2 protein-coding genes are annotated in these 1,632 nt (G+C 76.7%); one reads left to right on the plus strand and one right to left on the minus strand.

Features of this window, described 5'->3' with window-relative positions:
* The first annotated feature begins 122 nt into the window (after window positions 1–122).
* Complete coding sequence (locus tag FNQ90_RS22435) at window positions 123–809, plus strand: hypothetical protein (RefSeq protein ID WP_182608010.1); 687 nt, start codon at window positions 123–125, stop codon at window positions 807–809.
* Here the strand turns inward: FNQ90_RS22435 and FNQ90_RS22440 are convergent.
* Window positions 754–1,632 (minus strand): XdhC family protein (locus tag FNQ90_RS22440; RefSeq protein WP_182608011.1); only part of this gene is annotated, 879 nt, incomplete at its 5' end. The two genes, FNQ90_RS22435 and FNQ90_RS22440, sit on opposite strands and share 56 nt — an antisense overlap.

Here is a 1,632-nt window from a genome sequence, read left to right on the forward strand (position 1 = left end):
TGGATCAAAGACAGGGCCGGGTGGGTGCGCCCGGCCGCCCCGGGGTGCCATCCTGTCCCGGGGAGGGGGGAGATCGACCTCCCGTGGTCGGCTCCGGGCCCTGCCCGGAAGGGAGAGGGAAGTTGACCGAAAGCGTTCCCGTCCGCTGCCCCGCGTGCGGGCGCGAGCACGCCTACAGCCCGCCCGAGTACCCCTGCGTGTGCGGTGCCCCGGTCTCGGTGCCCGTGCCCCTCGGGGGCACGGCGGTGGAGATCCGGCACCGTTCCTGGGAGGACTCCTGGACGGAGGTCTCCTGCCGCGCCTGCGGGGCCGACGGTCACTGGCCGCAGCCGGAGTTCATCTGCGCCTGCGGTGCCACGATCCGCCTGGCCACCGCCGAGGGGGACGCGATCGAGGAGACCTCCGCCCCGGACCGCCCCGCCTTCCGGCCGCTGACCATCCGCACCGCCCACGACGCGGTGGCCTGCGCGGCGCAGTTCCTTTGCTGGCTGGGCTTCGAGGACGTCAGACCCGCGGCGCCGCGCAGCGCCAACGGGGTGGACCTGCGGGGTCCGGAGATCGTCGGAGCCGTCAACCCGGCCACCCACCCCACGGGGGCGCGCGGGATCGAGACGCTGTGGCTGCACGGCCTGTCGGAGAACGCGATCCCGATCGCCTTCTCCCTGGCCGGGTACGACCGACAGGCCAGGAGCCGGGCCGATGAGCTCCAACTGCCCCTGTTCGTGCTGGACCTGGCCGGCACCCCGCAACCGGTCAACGACCCCGCCGACCTCCTGCTGCGCGAGCGGGATCCGGGGCACCGGGACTGAGCGGGCGGGCCCGGGCGGAGGGGCGTCCCGCGTCCGGGCGTCCGGGGGCGCGGCCGGGACCGGCGGACCCCGAACCGACGGATGATCCGGCCGGCGGACAGGCGGGGGGCGACGGCTCGCGGCGCACCCCTCCGCTCGCCTCGTCCCGCGCGTCGCCGTGCGCATCGCCCCGGACCGCACCGTGAGCCGCGGGGCGAACGTCGCGGTGGATGGGGCCGACGGCGTCGGTCAACGGTCCGCCCCCTCCACCGCGACGCAGGGCGACGATCTCCGCCGCGATGGAGAGCGCCGTCTCCTCCGGCGTGCGCGCGCCCAGGTCCAGGCCGATCGGGGAACGCAACCGGGCCGTCTCCCCGGGGCGCAGGCCGGCCTCCGCCAGCCGCCGGAGGCGATCGCGGTGGGTGCGGCGCGAGCCCATCGCCCCGACGTAGCCGACCGGTAGGCGCAGCGCCTCGCGCAGGGCCGGCACGTCCAGGGCCGGATCGTGACCGAGTACGCACACGGCGGTGCGACCGTCCAGGCGCCCGGCGGCGGCCTCGGCGGCCAACAGTCGCTCGGGCCGGTCGACCACCACCTCGTGGGCGTCCGGGAAGCGGGCCCGGGTGGTGAGCGCGGGGCGGGTGTCGCACACGGTGACCCGCATCCCCAGGAAACGGCCCACCCGGGCCAGGGCGGCGGCGAAGTCCACCGCGCCGAACAGCAGCAGGCGCGGTGGGGGCGTGCGGCACTCGACCAGCACGGTGACGGTGCCCTCGCAGGGTCCCTCCGTGGCCCCGGGCGATGGTTCCGCCCCTCCGCCGGTCGACAGGGGGGCCGGTGGGAG

This window comes from Streptomyces alkaliphilus (genome assembly GCF_014141535.1).
GTDB lineage: Bacteria > Actinomycetota > Actinomycetes > Streptomycetales > Streptomycetaceae > Streptomyces > Streptomyces alkaliphilus.